We start from the raw sequence: 5,771 nt of genomic DNA on the forward strand, positions 1-5,771 counted from the left end.
ATTTTCATTCTCCAAAGCAAATCGCCCCGACATCGTTAGATGTCGGGGCGATTTGGGCTGTAAGAGCCTGACGATGACCTACTTTCACACGGGAACCCGCACTATCATCGGCGCAAAGTCGTTTCACTGTCCTGTTCGGGATGGGAAGGAGTGGGACCAACTTGCTATGGTCATCAGGCATAACTTGGAGCTACCTTGATGTGATCAAGGCGGCGAATTCATAGAGTTTGGAATCAGCTTGTATTTTGACTGCGTCACTTGGCATAACAACTTGATCGAATGGTGATCAAAGTTATAGGGTCAAGCCGCACGAGCAATTAGTATCAGTTAGCTTAACGCATTACTGCGCTTCCACACCTGACCTATCAACGTCCTGGTCTTGAACGACTCTTTAGGGGGCTCAAGGCCCCGGCAGATCTCATCTTGAAACGAGTTTCCCGCTTAGATGCTTTCAGCGGTTATCTCTTCCACACTTAGCTACTCGGCAATGCCACTGGCGTGACAACCGATACACCAGAGGTGTGTCCACTCCGGTCCTCTCGTACTAGGAGCAGGCTTCCTCAAATCTGCAGCGCCCACGGAAGATAGGGACCAAACTGTCTCACGACGTTTTAAACCCAGCTCACGTACCTCTTTAAATGGCGAACAGCCATACCCTTGGGACCGGCTACAGCCCCAGGATGAGATGAGCCGACATCGAGGTGCCAAACACCGCCGTCGATATGAACTCTTGGGCGGTATCAGCCTGTTATCCCCAGAGTACCTTTTATCCGTTGAGCGATGGCCCTTCCATACAGAACCACCGGATCACTATGTCCTGCTTTCGCATCTGCTCGACTTGTCAGTCTCGCAGTTAAGCACGCTTATGCCATTGCACTATTAGCACGATGTCCGACCGTACCTAGCGTACCTTCGAACTCCTCCGTTACGCTTTGGGAGGAGACCGCCCCAGTCAAACTGCCTACCATGCACTGTCCCCGATCCCGATAAGGGACCTAGGTTAGAACCTCAAACACACCAGGGTGGTATTTCAACGTTGGCTCCATGAGAACTAGCGTCCTCACTTCAAAGCCTCCCACCTATCCTACACAGATCTGTTCAAAGTCCAATACAAAGCTACAGTAAAGGTTCATGGGGTCTTTCCGTCTTTCCGCGGGGAGATTGCATCATCACAAACATTTCAACTTCGCTGAGTCTCAGGAGGAGACAGTGTGGCCATCGTTACGCCATTCGTGCAGGTCGGAACTTACCCGACAAGGAATTTCGCTACCTTAGGACCGTTATAGTTACGGCCGCCGTTTACTGGGACTTCAATCAAGAGCTTGCACCCCATCATTTAATCTTCCAGCACCGGGCAGGCGTCACACCCTATACGTCCACTTTCGTGTTTGCAGAGTGCTGTGTTTTTATTAAACAGTCGCAGCCACCGATTTTTTGCAACCCCTTTGGGCTCGCCTTGTACAGGTTCACCTACTTGGGGCATACCTTCTCCCGAAGTTACGGTATCAATTTGCCGAGTTCCTTCTCCTGAGTTCTCTCAAGCGCCTTAGAATACTCATCTCGCGCACCAGTGTCGGTTTGCGGTACGGTCGTGTGTAGCTGAAGCTTAGTGGCTTTTCCTGGAAGCAGGGTATCACTCACTTCGTCTGCAAGCAGACTCGTTATCACCCCTCATCTAAGCCTGGCGGATTTGCCTACCAGGCACGACTACAGGCTTGAACCAACATATCCAACAGTTGGCTGAGCTAACCTTCTCCGTCCCCACATCGCACTACACATCGGTACAGGAATATTGACCTGTTTCCCATCAGCTACGCATCTCTGCCTCGCCTTAGGGGCCGACTCACTCTACGCCGATGAACGTTGCGTAGAAAACCTTGCGCTTACGGCGAGGGGGCTTTTCACCCCCTTTAACGCTACTCATGTCAGCATTCGCACTTCTGATACCTCCAGCATCCGTTACCAGACACCTTCACAGGCTTACAGAACGCTCTCCTACCACTCACAGTAAACTGTGAATCCGCAGCTTCGGTAACTGGCTTAGCCCCGTTACATCTTCCGCGCAGGACGACTCGATCAGTGAGCTATTACGCTTTCTTTAAATGATGGCTGCTTCTAAGCCAACATCCTGACTGTTTTAGCCTTCCCACTTCGTTTCCCACTTAGCCAATTTTAGGGACCTTAGCTGGCGGTCTGGGTTGTTTCCCTCTTGAGTCCGGACGTTAGCACCCGGTGCTCTGTCTCCCAAGCTGTACTCGTCGGTATTCGGAGTTTGCCTTGGTTTGGTAAGTCGCCATGACCCCCTAGCCAAAACAGTGCTCTACCCCCGACGGTAATACTTGAGGCACTACCTAAATAGTTTTCGGAGAGAACCAGCTATTTCCAAGTTTGTTTAGCCTTTCACCCCTATCCACAGCTCATCCGCTAGTTTTGCAACACTAGTCGGTTCGGACCTCCAGTACCTGTTACGGCACCTTCATCCTGGCCATGGATAGATCACTTGGTTTCGGGTCTACACCCAGCGACTGAACGCCCTATTCGGACTCGATTTCTCTACGGCTTCCCTATTCGGTTAACCTTGCCACTGAATGTAAGTCGCTGACCCATTATACAAAAGGTACGCAGTCACCCTTGCGGGCTCCTACTTTTTGTAAGCATGCGGTTTCAGGATCTATTTCACTCCCCTCCCGGGGTTCTTTTCGCCTTTCCCTCACGGTACTGGTTCACTATCGGTCGATTACGAGTATTTAGCCTTGGAGGATGGTCCCCCCATATTCAGACAAGGTTTCTCGTGCCCCGCCCTACTTTTCTCTAGCCTAGTACCACACGTCTGTTTTCGCATACAGGGCTATCACCTGCTATGGCTGGGCTTTCCATCCCATTTTGCTAACAGTCGTGCTATCACTAGAAGGCTCTTCCGATTTCGCTCGCCACTACTTTCGGAATCTCGGTTGATGTCTTTTCCTCGAGCTACTGAGATGTTTCAGTTCACCCGGTTCGCCTCGCATACCTATGTATTCAGTATGCGATACCTCTTGCGAGGTGGGTTTCCCCATTCAGAAATCTCCGGATCAAAGCTTATTTGCCAGCTCCCCGAAGCTTATCGCAGGCTATCACGTCTTTCGTCGCCTGTAATCGCCAAGGCATCCACCACATGCTCTTAGTCACTTGACCCTATAACTTTGACGTCTCTTTCGAAACATCTCCATTTTCTTTCAAGTACTTGCGAGGTTTTTCACCTCGCGCGTTATGCCGTAATGTGAATGTTTCTTTGGTATTGCTACCTAGAGAACGATTCGTCATTACTTGAACTAAAACAAAGTTTCAATTCGTTTTGACGCAATCAAATTTCATGTTGCTGATGGCACGGTCTGCACTAAACCTTTACGAATGTGCAGTTTCCATCAGCAACGCTGATTCGACTCTATGAATTTTTAAAGAACAGCCGATTGATCTGAGTAATCTCGATCAACAACAAAGAAGCCTTTTTCAAAGCCTCTTTGGTGTTGCATTGATATCGATTGGTTGGTGGAGGATGACGGGATCGAACCGACGACCCCCTGCTTGCAAAGCAGGTGCTCTCCCAGCTGAGCTAATCCCCCAATGATCCTCGCATCTGATGTTTGGAAGATTTGGTGGGTCTAGTTGGGCTCGAACCAACGACCCCCGCCTTATCAAGACGGTGCTCTAACCAGCTGAGCTACAGACCCATGTCGGTCAGACCGACTCTTCCAACAACCGATAAGTGTGGGCGTTCAATATTGAATGCAGTTTTCCAGAAAGGAGGTGATCCAGCCGCACCTTCCGATACGGCTACCTTGTTACGACTTCACCCCAGTCACGAACCCTGCCGTGGTAAGCGCCCTCCTTACGGTTAGGCTACCTACTTCTGGCAGAACCCGCTCCCATGGTGTGACGGGCGGTGTGTACAAGACCCGGGAACGTATTCACCGCGACATTCTGATCCGCGATTACTAGCGATTCCGACTTCACGCAGTCGAGTTGCAGACTGCGATCCGGACTACGACTGGCTTTATGGGATTGGCTCCCCCTCGCGGGTTGGCAACCCTCTGTACCAGCCATTGTATGACGTGTGTAGCCCCACCTATAAGGGCCATGAGGACTTGACGTCATCCCCACCTTCCTCCGGTTTGTCACCGGCAGTCCCATTAGAGTGCCCTTTCGTAGCAACTAATGGCAAGGGTTGCGCTCGTTGCGGGACTTAACCCAACATCTCACGACACGAGCTGACGACAGCCATGCAGCACCTGTGTTACGGTTCTCTTTCGAGCACTAATCCATCTCTGGAAAATTCCGTACATGTCAAAGGTGGGTAAGGTTTTTCGCGTTGCATCGAATTAAACCACATCATCCACCGCTTGTGCGGGTCCCCGTCAATTCCTTTGAGTTTCAACCTTGCGGCCGTACTCCCCAGGCGGTCAACTTCACGCGTTAGCTTCGTTACTGAGTCAGTGAAGACCCAACAACCAGTTGACATCGTTTAGGGCGTGGACTACCAGGGTATCTAATCCTGTTTGCTCCCCACGCTTTCGTGCATGAGCGTCAGTACAGGCCCAGGGGATTGCCTTCGCCATCGGTGTTCCTCCGCATATCTACGCATTTCACTGCTACACGCGGAATTCCATCCCCCTCTGCCGTACTCTAGCTATGCAGTCACAAATGCAGTTCCCAGGTTGAGCCCGGGGATTTCACATCTGTCTTGCATAACCGCCTGCGCACGCTTTACGCCCAGTAATTCCGATTAACGCTTGCACCCTACGTATTACCGCGGCTGCTGGCACGTAGTTAGCCGGTGCTTATTCTTACGGTACCGTCATGAGCTCTCTTTATTAGAAAGAACTTTTTCGTTCCGTACAAAAGCAGTTTACAACCCGAAGGCCTTCATCCTGCACGCGGCATGGCTGGATCAGGCTTTCGCCCATTGTCCAAAATTCCCCACTGCTGCCTCCCGTAGGAGTCTGGGCCGTGTCTCAGTCCCAGTGTGGCTGGTCGTCCTCTCAGACCAGCTACAGATCGTCGGCTTGGTAAGCTTTTATCCCACCAACTACCTAATCTGCCATCGGCCGCTCCGTCCGCGCAAGGCCTTGCGGTCCCCTGCTTTCATCCGTAGATCGTATGCGGTATTAGCAAAGCTTTCGCTCCGTTATCCCCCACGATCGGGCACGTTCCGATGTATTACTCACCCGTTCGCCACTCGTCAGCATCCGAAGACCTGTTACCGTTCGACTTGCATGTGTAAGGCATGCCGCCAGCGTTCAATCTGAGCCAGGATCAAACTCTACAGTTCGATCTTGATTTTTTCGCTCTTTCGAGCAACTCATAAAAAAGAATTGAAGTGAACTTCACTTCTATCTCATGAGCGTTTGTAGTGCTAAGCACTAGTTCCAAAGAACTTGGCACTCGCCATCAAACGCCCACGCTTATCGGCTGTATATTTTTAAGGAACCGAAACTCAGAATCTCTTCTTTGTTTCAAACTTTGCTGCAATCAGCAGAGCCTTGAATTCTAGCAGGTTTTTTAAAGTCCTGTCAAACTTTAAGGTCTTTCGTCGTTTTGATCAACCACTGCTTCCAGCAATCAACCCACCCAGCGAAGCCTCGAATTATATACCGAATTTCAACCCGGCCACAACTCAAAACCAACCTTTCTTGTCAGACTCTCCGGACAACTCAGTCATCCGTCTCACCTGCCAAGCCCGCAAGTATAGACCACTTTTCCCACACCCGTAGGAGAAAGATGACAAAAAATTG

2 tRNA genes and 3 rRNA genes are annotated in these 5,771 nt (G+C 50.7%); all 5 read right to left on the reverse strand.

Annotated elements, in window-relative coordinates:
- Window positions 1-65: 65 nt before the first annotated feature.
- A 5S ribosomal RNA gene (gene rrf / locus AVTE2539_RS26175) occupies window positions 66-178 on the reverse strand.
- Window positions 179-296: 118 nt separating this feature from the next.
- Window positions 297-3,174: ribosomal RNA gene (locus AVTE2539_RS26180) — 23S ribosomal RNA — on the reverse strand.
- A 352-nt stretch (window positions 3,175-3,526) separates the two neighbouring features.
- Window positions 3,527-3,602, reverse strand: a tRNA-Ala gene (locus AVTE2539_RS26185).
- Window positions 3,603-3,633: 31 nt separating this feature from the next.
- Window positions 3,634-3,710: transfer RNA gene (locus tag AVTE2539_RS26190), tRNA-Ile, on the reverse strand.
- 69 nt (window positions 3,711-3,779) lie between these two features.
- Window positions 3,780-5,308 (reverse strand): 16S ribosomal RNA (locus AVTE2539_RS26195).
- The 16S, 23S and 5S rRNA genes sit together here with 2 tRNA genes alongside, the layout of an rRNA operon.
- Between the last annotated feature and the right edge of the window lie 463 nt (window positions 5,309-5,771).

It is taken from the genome of Acidovorax sp. SUPP2539 (assembly GCF_030158975.1).
In the GTDB taxonomy this organism is placed as follows: domain Bacteria; phylum Pseudomonadota; class Gammaproteobacteria; order Burkholderiales; family Burkholderiaceae_C; genus Paracidovorax.